We start from the raw sequence: 14,766 nt of genomic DNA on the forward strand, positions 1-14,766 counted from the left end.
CTTGAGGCGGTTACCACGCCGCCTCGAAGGCCGGGTTGTTACTTGTCGTGTCCGGTCACCTCGAGGGACGGCGCCCAGCGCGGCATCTCGCCCCTCCCGGAGACCAGGCGGATGTTCTTGCTGTAGCCGTACTCGCCCAGGGTCTGCGCCGAAGTCTCCCGGCCGTAGCCGCTCGCACCGACTCCGCCGAACGGCGTGCCCGTGAAATTCCGGTTGTAGTTGTTCACGAAGACGAACCCGGTGTGCAGGGCGCGACTGACCCGCAGTGCGCGCTCCGAGTCCGGCGTGAACACCGCGGCGACCAGGCCGAAGTCGGTGCCGTTGGCGATCCTGACGGCCTCGTCCTCGTCGTGGAACGGGATCATCGAGATGACCGGGCCGAAGATCTCCTCCTGCGCGATGCGCATGTCCGGGCGAACTCCAGTGAACAGTGTCGGCGCGACGTAGTAGCCGCCCGCCAGCTCCGGGTCGTCGGGGAGCGGCGCCTGTGCCGCGATCGTGGCACCCTCCTGGACGCCGATGTCGATGTAGTCCAGCACCCGCTTGCGCTGGGCGGCGGACACCATCGGTCCGATGTGCGTGCCCGGCTCGACGCCGTTGCCGACGCGCAACCGCTTCACCGCGTTGCCGTAGCGGCGCGCGACCTCGTCGTAGATGTCGACGTGTACGAGGACACGGGACGCCGAGGTGCAGGCCTCGCCCTGGTTGAAGAGCCCGCCCTCGATCGCCCACGGCAGCGCCAGGTCGAGGTCCGCGTCCTCGAAGATGATGAACGGGTCCTTGCCGCCGAGCTCCATCAGAGTCGGCGTGAGGTTGTCGGCAGCGGTCTTGATGACCGAGACGCCCGTGGTGGGCGACCCGGTGAACGAGATCTTGCCGACGAGCGGGTGGCCGGCGAGCTGCGACCCGATCGGGCCGGTGCCGGGAATGATGTGGACCACGTCGTCCGGCAGGACGGACTGGATGATCTCCACCATGCGCATGGCTGAGAGCGGGGCCTGCTCCGGCGGCTTGATCACCACCGCGTTGCCGACGGCCAGCGCCGGGGCCAGCTTGCTGGCGGTGTGGATCGGCGGCCAGTTGAACGGCACGATCGCGGCGATGACGCCGTAGGGTTCGAGCACCGTGATGTCCAGCAGACTTCCGCCGTCGTTGACCTGGCCGGGCATGGAGTCGCACAGGCTCGCGAAGTACTCGAAGATCCCGATCGCCGCGTTCACGTCCCCGTTGCGCGCCTGGGTCAGGGGTTTGCCGTTGTCGCTGCACTCCAGGGTCGCGATCTCGTCGGCGTTCTCGCGTATCGCCTGAGCGACCTTCCGCAGCCAGCTGCCGCGCTCACGGGCGGTGCGGGCCTTCCAGGAGAAGTGCGCGTCGTAGGCCGCCTGTACGGCCTGGTCGACTTCCTTGGCGCCGGCACCCTGGACGACGGCCAGTGGCGCGCCGGTCGCGGGGTTGTCGACGGTGAACTGATCGGCGGCGTCCTCGGACGACCACCGGGTGCGGATCTCGGGTTGTGATGACTTGGCCACGGCCATGCTCCGTCCAGGGATGTGCTCGGTTTGTTGACGGCTCGCTCGCACGATGCGGTGGCAGCCCGTCCGATGACGGGCCGTCAGGGCTTGAGAACGATCTTGCCGTTCGTGTGTCGGCGCTCCAGCTCCCGGAAGGCCTCTCGGGCCTGGTCGAGCCGGTAGACGCCTGCAATGGGGACTTCCAGTGCACCGTCGGCGATCAGCGCGGCGAGCTCCCGCAGTACGTAGGCGCTTGATGCCGCCGCGCTGCCCTCCGCCTTGGTGCCGTGCCTTGCCGCGCCCGCGAAGTCGATGATCGTGTTGATCCGTCCACTGGGTACGCCGAGTTCCAGCGCCAGTTCGATGTAGGGAGCGCCGTAGGTGTCGATGAAGGCGTCGACCCTGCCGTACGCCGCGGTGCGGACACGGTCGCCGACGCCCTCGCCGTAGGTCACCGGAATCGTTCCGTGCCCGGCAAGCCATGCGTGGTGGGGTTCGCTCGCCAGACCTATGACGGTGGCCCCGGCGTGTCGCGCGAGTTGTACGGCGAGTGAGCCCACCCCGCCGGCGGCTCCGGAGACGACGACGGTCTCGCCGCGCTTGACGCTGAGGGCCTGTACCGCCGCGTACGCCGTGGTACCGGCGACGTAGAGCGCGCCGGCCTGTTCCCACGGGACGCCCGCCGGTCGGGGGGTGAGATGGTCCTCGTCCACGATCACGTACTCGGCGTGACTGGCGCGCTTGTGGGTGAAGCCGATCACTTCGTCACCGACGGCGAATCCCCTTGCTCCCGCGCCGAGTTCCTCGACGATCCCCGCCAGGTCGCTGCCCTGCCCCGACGGAAACGTCGCCGGAAACCTGTCGTGCAGGAACCCCCGCCGGATGCGGGCCTCGCCCGGGTTGATCCCGGCCGCCACCACCTTGACGAGGACCTGGCGTTCACCGGGCGCGGTCCGTTCGACGTCGACCACGTTCAGTACGTCGATGCCGCCGTACTCGGTGAATCGCACTGCTTTTGGCATGGTGGCTCCTCAGGTCGCACCGCGGGTGAAGGGAATGCGGGTCCGTGGCGCGGCGGTTGTCGGGACGTACCAGTCGCTGTCGCGCTCCGCGAACGTGCGCGTCGCTTCCTCCCGGCGGTCGGATGCCCCTCCGAGCCGCCGCCGACATCGAGTTGTGTCGGCGGGCATGGCCTCGGCTGGTTGTGGTCGGGTCGCACCATCGGCGGGCCGCGTCCGGCGACCGGGTCCGAGGTGGTGCGCTGTCCCGGACCCGGTGCCAGGCCGGTCGACGACCGGTCGCGTGACGAGGTGGATGCCGGACCGGGCTCGGCCCGAACCGTTCGCTTCTGCCCGTCAGCCGGTCGGGGCGGCCTTCTCGCCGTCCTCGGCCAGGATCCTGTTGCGAACGCCGGCGAGGGCTCCCGCCATCGCGCCCGCGGGCCTGCCGAAGGTGGTGGCCGAGAACTGGGCGGGGCCCGTCTTGGCGGTGAAGGAGTGCGGGTAGGCGAACTCCCGGAGTCCTTCCTCGCCCTGCTTGCGCCCGTAGCCGCTGTCGCCGCGGCCACCGAAGGGCACGGCGGGGTTGATGGAGAACACCAGGGCGTCGTTGATGCTGGTCATTCCGACGTGGAGCTGCCGGGCGATGGCTTCGCCGCGGTCGCGGCTGAAGACCGCGCTGCCCAGTCCGTATCGGCCGCCGTTGATGTGGGCGATGGCCTCCTCCGTGTCGGCGACCTTGACGACGGCCAGCGTGGGCCCGAACGTCTCCTCCGTCACCGCCAGGGAGTCGGGGCTGACGCCGACGAGGATGGTGGGAGCGACATAGCGTTCCCCCACCGCCTCGACGCCACCCACAGTGGCTGTCGCGCCGCGGTCGAGAGCGTCCTGGATGTGCTCCCGGATGATCGGGATCTGGGTGGGCAGGGGAACCGGCCCGATCTCCGCGTCCTCGTCGCTGCCGACGCGGACCTGCTTGGCGAGATCGCTGATCTTCTCGACGAACTCGTCGTGGACCGACTCGGCGACGTAGGCCACTTCGAGGCTGATGCAGCCGTGTCCGGTGTTCTGCATGGCGCCCCAGACGACGTGACGGGCGGCTTCGTCCAGGTCGGCGTCCTCGGCCACGATGACGCCGTCCTTGCCCCCGAGTTCCAGCAGAACGGGGGTCAGGGTCTGCGCGCACTGGGCGGCCACCGTCTTGCCCGTGGCGACGCTGCCGGTGAACGCGAGCTTGTTCAGGCCGGCCTCGATGAGCGCTCCGCCGGTGGCCCCGAACCCGTTGAGGCACTGAAGGACGTTCGGGAAGTCGGGGACCGCGCGCTGCCAGGTCCGGACGATCCACTCCCCGACACCGGGGGTGATCTGGCTGGGCTTGAGGATGGCGGCGTTTCCGGCCGCGATCGCCTCGATCAGGATGGCCCCCGGCGTGAGCAGGGGAAAGTTCCACGGGCCGATGACGCCGACGACGCCATAGGGCTGGTATTCGACCCACGCTCGCTGGTTGGGCACGGTGGGGCTGTCCGGGACCTCCCGGCGTCCCAGCACGCGCTCGGCGTTCTCGACGGCGTACTGCACGTGCTCCAGAATCCCGAGCACCTCGACGCGGGCCTCGTCGAGAGGTTTGCCGTTCTCGGTGTGGATGAGGGCGGCCCCCTCCTCGCCGCCTACGGCTATCTCCCGCCGCCACGCGCGCAGTCGCTCCGCGCGGCCCTCGAATCCAAGGTCCCACCAGGGCCCGGCGGACGAGCGCGCGGCAGCGACAGCCGCGACCGCCTCTTCCTTGCCGGCCACGGGGTACCGGGCGAACTCCGCCCCGGTGGCCTGATCGACGGTGACCACCTGGCTCCCGTTCTGACCGATGACTCCGTCACGCGTGACTGTCGGAGTGTTGTTGATCATGAGAATTCCCACTTTCTCGCGACCGCCGGCACCCGAGCAGCACCCTGTGGGTGCTGGCAGATGGGGGCACGGTCTGCGGCGCGATGAAGGGTCGCGGCGCGACAGCGGGGGCGCGCCGACATGAATGACTTCAGCGAAGGCTCACGAGCCTGGCAAGCTTTAGACTATCAAGCAACTGCTTGATGTCAAGCACTTGATAGTTAGCAAGATTCTTGCGACTGGGCGAGTCCCCAGGAGCGTCACCACCCAAACCGCCCGAGCGGCGAGCGGGCGGGCGAACAGTGCCTCGGGCTCCGCCCGTAATGGAGCGTGCACGTTGGTGGGCAGCCGCCGAACCGGACGAGGGCACGGTGTGAGAGGCGGTGCTCGGTCCGGTTGTCGGTGAACCGGGCGAGGCGCTCCGGCGCATTGGCCTGCACCGGCAATCCCCGGACCAGGTGGTGAACGAGAACATCGCGCCGGCCGGCCCGAACAGGGAAGGCAGTCGACGGGCGGGCAGGCGGCCGGTGACACCCACCTGCCCGCCGGCTGTCACTGCCCTAGTCCTGCGGCTCCATGTAGCGAGCGGCGGGTGTCGGCTGGTTGCCGCCCGTAAGGAAAGCGGCCTCCGCGGCGAGCAAGGCGTCCAGGGCCGAGTCCTGGCCCTCCAGACCAGGGGCACAGACGGTCTCACCGAGTCGCAGCCCGGACAGGCTGGCCCCTGCGACACCCTCGGGCGACATCGCCCAAGGGATGTCGCGACCGGCGCCGCTGTTCCACTCTGTCGCCACAACGCCGGGGCACACCACCTGGACGCGAACCGGGGTGTCGGCGAGCTCACCGGCGAGGGTGCGCGTGAAGCCCAGGACGGCTGCCTTCGCGGCGACGTACAGGGTGCGCCGGGGTGCTCGCGAGTCAGCAAGGCCCGCACTGAAGGCGAGGAGCGAGGCGACGGTGACGATCGAACCCTCGCCCGCCGCGAGCATGCCGGGGAGTGCGGCGTGGACCAGCCGGACGGGGGCGACGGCATTGAGGGTGAGCAGGCGGTCGATGTCGGCAGGGTCGACGTCGACGAGCGGGGCGTAGCCGCCGGCGCCGGCATTGCTGATCAGCATGCGCACGTCCCCGGCGGCCAACCGGCCGGTGACAGCGTCGATGCCGTCATGGGTCATGAGGTCGGCGGGCAGCACCTCGATGGTTGCTCCATGGGCGCGGAGTTCCTGCGCAAGCTCGGCGAGCCGGTCGGCGCGTCGCGCGACCAGGACGAGGTCGTGGTCGTCCGCCAGGAGACGTGCATAGGCGGCGCCGATACCGGAGGAGGCGCCAGTGATCAAAGCGAGGGGGCGAGTCATGGGACCAGGGTTCATCAACCTCTAGGCATAAGTCAAACACTTGATAGTCGTGAAGTGTCGTATCCTTCTCGCGTGATACGCAATGATGAGGAGCCGGTAGGGCTCGGCGCGCTTGACCGGGTGACCTGGGCGTTGCGCCGCGCGGAGCTGGCGGTGCAGAGCCTCAAGGAGCAGCAGCTGCGCCCGCTGGGCATGGCGGCGGCGCACTACACCCTCCTGATGTCCGTGCACGACGAGTCAGGGCTGACCGGCGCCGAACTCGCCCGCCGCCTCAACGTAACGCCACAGGCCATCGCCTCACTGGTGGCGCGCCTTGAGGGGCGCGGGCAGTTGGAGAGACGTGAGCATTCGCGCCACCGGCACATCCAGGAGCTGCACCTCACCGACGCGGGCCGGGAGGCGTTGCACGCGGCCGACGCAGTGATCGCCGGCATCGAGCGGCAGGTCACCGATGGTCTCGGCGCGGAGGATTCGGCGCAGCTGCGGGCGCTGCTCGACCGGGTGGTCAAGACGATTCGCGAGGACTGACCTCGCGGCGACGCTCTCACCCCGACTGCCGTCGGGCCAGGCGAACCCGGTGAACGCGGCTCGCCGGCCGGCCTGCCCTGGCCGACCAGCGGATTCCCTGCGATCCGGCACCACCGCTAGGGCCTGTCTGACCATTCCCGTCGTCGCCCGGAGGGCGGCCTCGCGGCGTCAGATGCGTGCTCTCGCCGTGCCGGGCGTGGACCCTCGTACTGGACGTACTTGGGTCTGCGCCCGGTGCGGCGAGTGGGAGCACCTCCCACGCCCTTAAGGCAGTGGGGGAGCGTGCATGCCGTCGCGAGGCGGACGGGAATGGTCAGACAGGCCCTAGGACAGGCCACCACTCCTCGGCAGTCCCGATGACCTACGGGTTCGAAGTGGTACAAGGCCCATTCGTGCCGGGTGGCGCGGGTCACCGGAGGTGTGGACACTGCGCCCGGCGTTCCGCCTGACCCTGCCGCCTCTCGTCGTCGCACCCGGCCTCCGGCCGTGCGTGTCCGCTCCGATTCAGGCGGCTGCCACTCGGGAGCGGGCGATGGGCACGATGCTCCACCAGGTGACGCAGCGCAGGCACCACTCCAGTGGCCCGTAGCGGAACCGGCGCAGCCACCAGTGGCTCAAGGGTGCCTGCACCGCGATGATCCCCGCGGCCAGCAGCATGGCGGTGCCCCAGCGCCCGGAATCCTTGAGGCCGAGCAGCGGGGAGGCGGCGGTGATGGCGAGTGTGGCGGTGATGTAGTTGGTCAGTGCCATCCGGCCGAGCGGTTCCAGCACCGCCGACAACGGGCGGCCGAGCGGCGTGCGCAGCAGGAGCAGCAGGGCGGTGGCGTACGTGAGGGCGCCGAGCAGGCCGGCTTCGGCGGCGATGCGGGTGGCGAACGGTCCGGTCGGCGAATAGGTGTGCTGGCACCACAGCGCGGCGGCCGCCGCCGGGGCCGCCAGGGCGAGAACGGCGGCCAGTTGGCCGGTGCGGCGGTCCAGGGTGCGGGCGATGCCGAGGCGGGCGACCGCCAGGCCGAGCAGGAACAGGCCCGGGATGCTGAGAATTCCGCCGCTGGCCAGGGTGACCGAGGCGACGGTGCCCAGCAGGCCGCCGGTCAGCACCAGCCAGGTCGGCAGCCAGGTGGCGGGCAGCAGGATGACGAGTCCGGTGATCGCGTACGGTTCCAGCGCCTCACCGGGCTGGAGGAGTTGGTGGGCGGCGCCGAGCAGGCCCAGCGCGATCAGCCGGCGCATCAGGAGCAGCCGGGGACGGTCCGAGCGCTGGGCGGCGCTGTCCAGGAAGATCGCGAAGCTGAGCCCGAAGAGGAAGCAGAAGATCGGGAAGAAGCGTTCCTGGACGAACAGGTCGAGGAACTGTGCGATGGGGTACCAGTGGCCGGCGCTGTCTACCCGATTCATGGGCGTGATCTGGTTGACGTTCACCAGGAGGATGCCGCAGAGCGCGAAGCCACGCAGGGCGTCGAGGGCGGTGATCCGCCGTGCGGTCTCCCGTCGGGGCACCGGAGTTGGTGCCGTGTCGCCGAGCGCCGGAGTCATGAGATTCATAAGGCCAACGATGCTTTCGAGTGGTGGCTGAGCGCTTCGGCCCGGTGGCCGATCGGCCTCGGCCCCCGGGCCGATCTCTTTCCGCGGGGAGCTCGGCCTAGGAGACGGTTCCGAGGCCGTGCCGAGGCAGGCTCGAACTCGGGCTCGTGCAGCGCGATTCGAGGACGGGACCTCAGTCTCAGGAGGGGACAAGGAACCCCATCAGGGCGAGCAGCACGCACGAGCCGAGGTTGACCGTCCGGTAGTGGAGGAAGATCGCGGCGAACTCGCGGATGGTCGCGCTGGGCCAGAAGTAGGCGGCGGTGGGCGAGCCGATGACCTGGCCGTTCACGCCGGTGCGCCGGGCCGTCAGGGCGGCGCGGAAGACATGGAAGTTGTTGGTGACGACCACACACCAGTGGTCCGGCACGCGTTCCCGCATGAACGCCTCGCTGAAGCGCAGGTTCTCCTCCGTGGTGCGCGAGCGGTTCTCCCGTACGACATGCCGCTCCGGGACGCCACGGGCGATGAGGTAGCCGGCCATCGCGTCGGCCTCGGGCAGGTCCTCGTCGGGGCCCTGGCCGCCGGAGGTGACCAGCACGGGCGGCGCACCCCGCGCCGCCTGCGCCTCGTACACCGCACGCGCCCGCTCCAGTCTGCTGGCCAACAGGGGCGGCACCCGGGATCCGCCGATCAGACCGGAGCCGAGGACGACGACGAAGTCCACGTCGTGACGGACCGTCAGCCGCGCGTAGAGGGAGGCGTAGGCGAGGAACGACAGGAAGACGTACGAGACGTAGCCGGCCACGAGGAGGACCGCTCCGGCGACGCGCTGCAGCGGCGGCGAGTCGACGTCGGCGGCCGTCACGGTGAGCGTGACGCAGCCGAGGACGGCCAGCCCCGCCAGCCCGGAGAGCAGGTTGGCGGGGCGTGGGCCCTCCTTGCGGACCATCGTCACCCCGTTCGCGATCAGCAAGAACGCGAGGGCCAGCACCCCCAGAGCCAGCAGCGCGAAGGCGAGGGTCACGGCCGCGAGGAGGGGTGCGGGCGCGCTGCCGGCTGCCACTTGGGCGAGCAGCGCCAGGGTCAGCAGGACGAGGCACAGTCCGAGGAGGACGGCGTTGCCGAAGCGGCGGGGGTCTTGCCGCGTCCGGGCCAGGAAGAGCAGGAAGGCCAACCCGGCGAGGACCGCGAAAATGACGGTAGGCATGGGTGGTTGTCACCTTTGCTGATCGGCGGGGTGTTGCCCTGGCCCGGGATGCGGGTAAGGCGGTGGTCTGTTACTCGGGGCGTGGGCCCGACTGCTCCGTGACCGACCTCAGCAGCGGGCGGCTGAGCGCGCCGGCCGCCAGCAGTCCCGCGACGCCGACGCCGAAGCACAGGGCGAGCAGGACCAGGCCGCCGGTTTCGATACTCGAACCCTCACCGAGAGTGAGCGGGGCGGCGGCGAAGATGCCGGTCAGGGCAGCTCCGCCGGCGAGGACGGCCACGGGGAGGAGGGTCTCCTTGCGACGGGCCGCGTCCAGGGTCCGCAGCGGTGTACCCGCGAGGCGGAGCAGGCCGTAGGTGCGGCGGCGGTCCAGGACGGAGGCGGCCGCGGTGATGCCCGCGGAGGCGATCGCGGTGACGAAGGTGATTCCGAGGACGAGCCGGGTGGCGTTGGAGAAGTCGTCTGAGAACAACCTGCCCGACCAGTTGATGTCGGTTCCGGTGATCGGGTACTGGCCGGCTACGAGGGACGTCAGGGCGGTGCGGGCGCGGTCCAGCTTCTCGGTGCCGCCGGGCACCGTGGCCACGACCTGCACGGTTCCTTCGCCCCCCGCGGCGACCCAGTCGGTGCTCGTGCCGACGACGGCGGTGATCCCCGCGTGTTCCAGGCGGTGCCGCGCATCCTGTTGGACCACGGCCACCCGAGCCTTGGGAACGGCCACGGCGAGGGTGTCCGGATGTCCCCACGGCGAGGCGCCGGAGATCCCGAAGAGAGCGAAGAACCCGGCCACGAATCCGGCGAGGGTGAGCCCGGAGACCGTACGCCAGCCGCTCTTGGGATCGTCCAGCAGGCGGCGGCCGGCCAGCAGGGCCGCCGGCTTCTGGGCAAGTGCGCAGATGATCCGCCCGAGGACACCGACCACCCACGGGCCGATCACGGACAGGGCGAGGAAGACCAAGGCGAAGAACACCAGGGGGCCGTTGACATCACTCTTGTGCTCCTGGGTGAACAAGCTGTAGCCCACGATCACCGCGACGAAGGCCAGGGCGCGCAGGAAGCTCATGCGGGGTGGCTTGGAGCGGCGCGCCACGCCCAGGGGGCCGACGACGACCTGGCGCAGCCCGACGAGCGCGCTGACGACCACCATGGCGACGACACCGGCGAGCACGGCGAGCAGCACCGGGAGCCCCACCCACAGGTCTGCCGCGTACCAGGAGCCGCCCGCCACGGACACCTGCACGGTGGCCGGCAGGAGCAGTCCGTATCCGAGGGTGCCCAGCAGCGCGCCCGCCGCGCCGGTGAGGGCCGCCTCGGCGGCGGTCATCCCGGCGATCCGGCCCGGGGTGGCACCGATGAGCCGCAGTGCGGCGAGGCGCTGGTCACGTCGGGAGACCGACAGACGGGCGGAGGAGGCGCCCAGGACCAGCAGCGGTACGACTACGAGGATGGTGGCGATCTTCGCGAGAGCCACGTACCCGTCGCCGATGCCGTCGGTCGAACGCTGTCCGGTGAAGTCGGCGACCCTGGTGGGGGTGACGATGTCGCCGGGGCGGCGCGGATCGGCTTCGCGCGGGGTGGTGACGGCGGCGGCGGTCGGCCTGTGGCCGACGACCGCGACCAGTTCGCCGGGGTGGGCCACCGCGGCGCGGCCGAGGGTTCCCGCCACGGTGCCGGGCACGGGTTGCCGGTCGGCGGGAAGGCGGTGGAAGAGGTCGGCGAGGGCCGGGGAGACCCACACCTCGCCCTGCTCGGGGAAGCGGGGCATGCCGGGCGGGGCGGGGGCCTTCCTGCCCGGGAGCTGTGCCACGTCGACGACCGTGACGGGGGTACCGCCGCTGAAGGTGGTGCCTACCGCCTCGACGGCGACGGGAGCCGCGGACTTGACGGGGGTGCGCCAGTCGATGCGGTCGGCTCGCTGCTGGAAACCGAGGTTGACGGCCACGCAGAGCAGCAGGAGCGCGGTGCTGATGGCGGCCGCGGCGACAGACAGGGAGGTGGCCAGCAGCCCGGTGCGGCCTCCGGCGCGGGTCAGCCGCCAGGTCAGGGTCCAGGTGGTGCGGTCCAGGGCCGTCCTCGGGTTCGGCGCCCTCATCGGTCGTACCTCGCGTCCGTGTCATGGCCGGTCGGGCGTCCGGCGGTGCCCCGGGCGGCGTGGGCGACAGCGTTCGTGCCTGCGGCCCCGTCCGGCGTCCGGGCCTCCTCGCTCAGGCGGCCGTCGCGGACCCGGACGGTGCGGTCGCACCAGCGCGCCACATCCTCGTCGTGGGTGACCACGACGAGTGCGGTTCCCTGCCTGCGGGTGGTGGTGACCAGCAGGTCGATGACCTCCATGCCGGTGATCTGGTCCAGTGCGCCCGTGGGCTCGTCGGCGAAGATCACCTGAGGGCTGCCGACCAGCGCGCGGGCGATGGCCACACGCTGCGCCTGCCCGCCGGACAGCTGTCCGGGCCGCCGCTCCTCCATGCCCGCCAGGCCCAGCGGCGGGAACCACTCCCGCGCCTTCTGGACCGCCTGGCGGCGAGAGATGCCGCCGAGCATCAGCGGCAGGGCCACGTTCTCGTCGGCGGGCAGCTCCGGCAGCAGCTGGCCGGACTGGAAGACGAAGCCGAATCGGGTCCGGCGCAGCTCGCTGCGGTGCGGCTCGCCCAGCTGGTCCACGCGCTCCCCGCCCAGCAGCACCTGGCCCGCGTCGGGGCCTTCGATGCCGGCGAGGCAGTGCAGCAGGGTGGACTTGCCCGAACCGGACGGGCCCATGATCGCCAGCGACTCGCCCGCCGAGACGGACACGTCGACACCGGCCAGGGCGCGGGTCAGACCGTAGGACTTCATCAGACCGGCGCCCACAAGGACGGCGGAGGCGGTGGTCGTGCGGTGCGAGTTCATCGGGCTGCCTCCACGGTGACGAGGGCACACAGGACGAGGCACAGCCCGGCGAGCGCCGCCAGGGCCAGTTGGAGAACGGTGAGGATCTGCATGCCGTCGACAATCCCGCCGTACCGCCCTGCCCGTCCTCGGCCGCCGGACCGGTCCGGGGCGGCCCGCGTCGGCCTGCGGGCCGACCCGCTGCTGCTCCCCCGGACCGAGCGCCCGGCCACCGCGTGGCGCAGGAAGCGCTGACGTGCGCCGCCACGCCCCTGGTGCGGATGTCGTCGTCCGTCTCGTGCCGGACCGGTACTCCGGTACGCGACCGCCGGCTGCCGCCCGCCTGATCCGTGAATCGGCCTGCGGGCCGACCCCGGCGGTGCACTGTCGGCCGACCGGCCGAAGCGCAGCCACCGTCCGGCGGGCCACTCTTCCGGTGACAGCCACACCGCAGCAAGCTCATCGCAGGAGAGAAACATGAAATACGTCGCTGTGTCCCTGGTGACCGCCACCGTCATGGCCGTGGGAGGGTTCGCTTTCGTGGCCGTACCGCGGCTGCTGAGCACGGAGTCGACCAGCACCGTCGGTTCCACCGGGGCCGTGAGCCGTGCGGAGGTCGAGAAGCAGGTCCGCGAGAACTACTTCCTGCCCCTCGTCCAGGAGAAGCCGAAATCCGTGAGCTGTGCCGGGGGTCTCAAGGCGCGGCAGCGCGACTCGGTCGAGTGCACTGTGACGTCCGAGAACGGGAAGCGGCAGCAGATCATGGTGTCCGTGACCAAGGCCAACGGGAACAGCGTCTCGTACGACTACGCGGTGCTGGCGAACTAGGACCGTCCGCTGTGGCCCGACCCGTGTCCGTAGGACTTCTTCGGACGCCCGCCAGGACGGGCGGCCGGCATCGGCCTGCGGGCCGACCCGCTGCCCGGCCGCACATCCGTACTCTTTGTGACGTGGAACCCGATACTCCGCTCTCCCCGGCCGTCCGACGCGCCATCACGGTCTCTCTCTGCGGAGGCCTGGCCCTGGTGTGGCTGTACGACCTGGCGGCCTACTACGACCCGCAGGGCCGCTGGTCGAGCTGGCTGCCCCTGGTCTGCGGCCCCCTCGCCGCCGCCACGCTGCTCTTTCCCGCCCGCCGGCCGGGCCCCGAATGGCGAGCCGGCATCGCCGCGCTGATCTCCTTGGCCCTGACCGTGGGCCTGTGCGTGTACGCGCCGCTCACCAGTGGTACGTGGGGCATTCTGGAAACGGTCGCCCTGCTCGTGCTGTTCGCCCGGACCGCGCGAAGGGTGGAACGCCCGGCCACCGCCGTGACGCTGTCGGCGGCGCTGGCCGCCGCAGTGATCGCCATGCCCTTGCGAGGGGGCACGGAGCACGGCTACCTCCAGTACTCCTTCGTGGTGACGTTCACCGTCGGCGGCGCCGCAGGCTTCGGTTGCTACCTGCGACTCCTGGACTCCCGCCGGGCCCGGGCCGTGATCTCCGTACGCCACAACGAGCGCCTGCAACTCGCCCGGGACCTGCACGACTTCGTCGCCCACCACGTCACCGGCATGATCGTGCAGGCCAATGCGGCGCTGGTGATCCAGGAGAGCTCGCCGGAGCAGATCAAGCCCCTGCTGGAGGGAATCTCGCGGGCCGGCGGGGAGACGCTGGACTCCATGCGCCGCCTGGTGCGGGTGCTGCGCGAGGACGACCATCAGGCCGCCCGCCCGGGTGAACTGCTGACCGAACTGGGCCGCCTGGTCTCCGCGTTCGCCGGGAACGGCACCGCGGCCGGGCTGGACGTCGCATCCGAGGTGCGCGGAATCCGGCTGGCTCCCGAGGTGGAGACGTCCGTCCACCGCGTGGTGCAGGAGGCACTGACGAACGTGCGCCGCCACGCCCATGGTGCGGACGTCGTCGTCCGCCTCGAACTGGACTCTCAGGGTCGCCTCCGGGTGGAGGCGCGCAACTCGGCGCCGCAGACGCGTGCCACCGGGCCGGTCGGCGGGCGGGGCGGTTTCGGCCTGGTGGGCCTGCGGGAACGCGTGGAGGCCGTGGAGGGGTCGCTGACCAGCGGCCGGACAGCGGACGGCGGCTGGTGCGTGAGTGCCGCCTTCCCCGTCCTCGCAGCTGTGGAAGGATCATCGGCATGAGCGGTGACAACGATGGGAGCGATGCTCGGACGCGGGTACTGATCGCCGACGACCAGGAGATGGTCCGCACCGGCTTCCGGCTGATCCTCGGCACACAGCCCGACCTCGAAGTGATCGGCGAGGCCGCCGACGGCGCCGAGTGCGTCGAACTAGCCCGCAGGATGCGTCCCGACGTGTGTCTCGTCGACATCCGCATGCCCAAGCTGGACGGTCTGGAGGTCACCCGGGCCCTGGCCGGACCGGGCGTCACCGACCCGATGCGCGTGGTCGTGGTGACCACCTTCGACCAGGACGACTACGCCTACACCGCCCTGCGCAACGGCGCCTGCGGCTTCCTCCTCAAGGACGCCGGCTCCACCCTGCTGATCGAGGCCGTGCGCTGCGCCGCCCGCGGGGACGCCCTGGTCTCCCCCGCCGTCACCGTCCGGCTCCTCAAGCACCTCGCAGGACAGCAGCCGCCGACAGCGCTCCCGCATCCGCTCTCCGAGCGGGAACTCGAGGTCGCACGCCTGGTGGCGGTGGGCCGCACGAACCAGGAGGTCTGCGGCGAGCTGTACGTGTCCCTGGGCACCGTCAAGTCCCACCTGGCCAACATCAAGGACAAGCTCGGCGTGCGCAACCGCGTCGAGATCGCCGCCTGGGCCTGGGACTCCGGTCTCGTACGCGACCGTCAGACGCCGCCCGCCTGAACCGTGGGCCGGCGTCCAGGTGGCCCCACCCGCCCTCTGTCGGTCTGGGGGCCGAGGCGCAGCCGCCGTCCGG

General features: G+C 71.0%; 13 protein-coding genes. 5 read left to right on the plus strand and 8 right to left on the minus strand.

The window, feature by feature from the left end; all coding sequences use genetic code 11:
• Positions 1 to 38 precede the first annotated feature (38 nt).
• The 4 genes from AQJ54_RS40955 to AQJ54_RS40970 all read right to left on the minus strand — a co-directional run bounded on the left by AQJ54_RS40955 (position 39) and on the right by AQJ54_RS40970 (position 5,742).
• The gene (locus tag AQJ54_RS40955) at positions 39 to 1,529 is read right to left on the minus strand and encodes an aldehyde dehydrogenase family protein (protein ID WP_248845572.1); all 1,491 of its coding nucleotides are present in this window, start codon (positions 1,527 to 1,529) and stop codon (positions 39 to 41) included.
• A gap of 83 nt (positions 1,530 to 1,612) precedes the next feature.
• Positions 1,613 to 2,533 (minus strand): NADP-dependent oxidoreductase, encoded by a 921-nt coding sequence (locus tag AQJ54_RS40960; protein WP_062246500.1) that lies wholly within the window; start codon positions 2,531 to 2,533, stop codon positions 1,613 to 1,615.
• Positions 2,534 to 2,866: 333 nt separating this feature from the next.
• Complete coding sequence (locus tag AQJ54_RS40965) at positions 2,867 to 4,411, minus strand: aldehyde dehydrogenase family protein (RefSeq protein ID WP_062246502.1); 1,545 nt, start codon at positions 4,409 to 4,411, stop codon at positions 2,867 to 2,869.
• A 539-nt stretch (positions 4,412 to 4,950) separates the two neighbouring features.
• Positions 4,951 to 5,742: an SDR family NAD(P)-dependent oxidoreductase gene (locus tag AQJ54_RS40970; RefSeq protein WP_062246504.1), complete on the minus strand. Its 792-nt coding sequence runs from the start codon at positions 5,740 to 5,742 to the stop codon at positions 4,951 to 4,953.
• Between the two features lie 72 nt (positions 5,743 to 5,814).
• On the opposite strand from AQJ54_RS40970, the gene AQJ54_RS40975 reads away from it, so the two are divergent.
• The gene (locus AQJ54_RS40975) at positions 5,815 to 6,270 is read left to right on the plus strand and encodes a MarR family winged helix-turn-helix transcriptional regulator (protein WP_062246506.1); all 456 of its coding nucleotides are present in this window, start codon (positions 5,815 to 5,817) and stop codon (positions 6,268 to 6,270) included.
• Between the two features lie 504 nt (positions 6,271 to 6,774).
• Here AQJ54_RS40975 and AQJ54_RS40980 read toward each other — a convergent pair.
• The 4 genes from AQJ54_RS40980 to AQJ54_RS40995 form a co-directional block, all read right to left on the minus strand.
• Positions 6,775 to 7,815 (minus strand): DUF418 domain-containing protein, encoded by a 1,041-nt coding sequence (locus AQJ54_RS40980; RefSeq protein ID WP_248845573.1) that lies wholly within the window; start codon positions 7,813 to 7,815, stop codon positions 6,775 to 6,777.
• Positions 7,816 to 7,993: 178 nt separating this feature from the next.
• The gene (locus AQJ54_RS40985; protein ID WP_062246510.1) at positions 7,994 to 9,004 is read right to left on the minus strand and encodes a YdcF family protein; all 1,011 of its coding nucleotides are present in this window, start codon (positions 9,002 to 9,004) and stop codon (positions 7,994 to 7,996) included.
• A gap of 70 nt (positions 9,005 to 9,074) precedes the next feature.
• Positions 9,075 to 11,096, minus strand: a complete 2,022-nt coding sequence (locus AQJ54_RS40990) for an FtsX-like permease family protein (protein WP_062246512.1) — start codon at positions 11,094 to 11,096, stop codon at positions 9,075 to 9,077.
• Positions 11,093 to 11,887 (minus strand): ABC transporter ATP-binding protein, encoded by a 795-nt coding sequence (locus tag AQJ54_RS40995; protein ID WP_062246514.1) that lies wholly within the window; start codon positions 11,885 to 11,887, stop codon positions 11,093 to 11,095. Before AQJ54_RS40995 ends, AQJ54_RS40990 begins: the two co-directional genes overlap by 4 nt.
• Positions 11,888 to 11,977: 90 nt before the next feature.
• Here AQJ54_RS40995 and AQJ54_RS45920 point away from each other — a divergent pair, with 90 nt between their 5' ends.
• From AQJ54_RS45920 to AQJ54_RS41010, 4 genes are all read left to right on the plus strand, one after another.
• Positions 11,978 to 12,121, plus strand: a complete 144-nt coding sequence (locus tag AQJ54_RS45920) for a hypothetical protein (RefSeq protein ID WP_159055647.1) — start codon at positions 11,978 to 11,980, stop codon at positions 12,119 to 12,121.
• 222 nt (positions 12,122 to 12,343) lie between these two features.
• Positions 12,344 to 12,694: a DUF4333 domain-containing protein gene (locus AQJ54_RS41000; protein WP_062246516.1), complete on the plus strand. Its 351-nt coding sequence runs from the start codon at positions 12,344 to 12,346 to the stop codon at positions 12,692 to 12,694.
• A 122-nt stretch (positions 12,695 to 12,816) separates the two neighbouring features.
• Complete coding sequence (locus AQJ54_RS41005) at positions 12,817 to 14,004, plus strand: sensor histidine kinase (protein WP_062246518.1); 1,188 nt, start codon at positions 12,817 to 12,819, stop codon at positions 14,002 to 14,004.
• Complete coding sequence (locus AQJ54_RS41010) at positions 14,001 to 14,693, plus strand: response regulator (protein ID WP_062246520.1); 693 nt, start codon at positions 14,001 to 14,003, stop codon at positions 14,691 to 14,693. The genes AQJ54_RS41005 and AQJ54_RS41010 overlap by 4 nt, the downstream gene beginning before the upstream one ends.
• The last annotated feature ends 73 nt before the right edge of the window (positions 14,694 to 14,766 follow it).

The sequence above is a fragment of the Streptomyces griseorubiginosus genome, from assembly GCF_001514195.1.
GTDB lineage: Bacteria > Actinomycetota > Actinomycetes > Streptomycetales > Streptomycetaceae > Streptomyces > Streptomyces griseorubiginosus.